This is a genomic window from Desulfoplanes sp. PS50, from assembly GCF_053851535.1.
Genome location: NZ_JBSPZA010000092.1, coordinates 1 through 909, shown reverse-complemented (window position 1 = coordinate 909; position 909 = coordinate 1). Strand labels below are relative to the sequence as shown.

Annotated in this window: 1 protein-coding gene and 1 pseudogene; both read left to right on the top strand. The window is 54.6% G+C overall.

The annotated features are described in order from the left end of the window. Positions 1-392: pseudogene (locus tag ACTVJH_RS15900) on the top strand (hypothetical protein); the annotation flags it as partial. A gap of 337 nt (positions 393-729) precedes the next feature. Continuing rightward, on the top strand, positions 730-909 hold a 180-nt coding region (locus ACTVJH_RS15895), incomplete at its 3' end, for a hypothetical protein (protein WP_455992875.1).

Genomic DNA, 909 nt, shown 5'->3' with positions numbered 1-909 from the left:
CGCTGGGCTACCATCTCCAGACCAACAACCGGGATGATTTCCTGAGCCTGGATCTGGGCATGGCCGACTGGGGGATCGAAACCAAGGATCGTCTGCGCCATTACCGGGAATTCGTGTACGAAACCGGGGCCCTGGATACGGGCAAGGGGGCCAGGTTGGACAAGAAGCTGGTCGAAAAAGAACGCAAAAAAGAATACAAGCTGACCCCGGCTGACCGGCTCAGATGCCGGACCCGCTATTTCACGGACTCCGGAATCATCGGCACCAAAGAGTTCGTGGCCCGGCATTCCAAGCGTTTCCATGATCATTTTGCCTGCAAGCAGGAAAAAATCCCGCGCAAAGTGGAGGGTCTCGACGGCATGTTCTCGTTAAAGCGGCTCTCCAATATCTGATCCGATAACTTTTCCCAAAATCCCATCTCATCTCTATGCGCGATCATGCGGTTGCGTGTGGTTGCGTGCGTCCAAAATCCGGAAAAGCAACCAGAAAAGGTTCCGCTTGGCTGAAATACATGGGGATTGCGGGTTGGTGAGGACGAATGTGCGTTCCAGGGATGCCGGTTTGACGGCAGAAGGTGTGGCCGGTTGTAGCAAGCTGGATCGGTTTGCATAGTTTGCCTGTCCCAAATAATCAACAAGCGTGTCCACCAATGATATTCTGCAGTCAAAGACCGTGTTGTCTCGTAAAACACTGCACAAAAAGGCCGCCTTCCCCAGGAAGACGGCCTTTTTGTCTACGTACATCACCGTGTCCGATCCAATAAAGTTCGGCCACCCGGACCCGCCTTGGGTTACTGACGGGTTCCGACATCACCAACATCTCAAACGCCCCTCATCCGAAGACCTGCATGGCAAAGTCCACGCGCTCTTCCGGGCCGGGGGAAAAATCCGGATCAAGGGCCTCGATGGC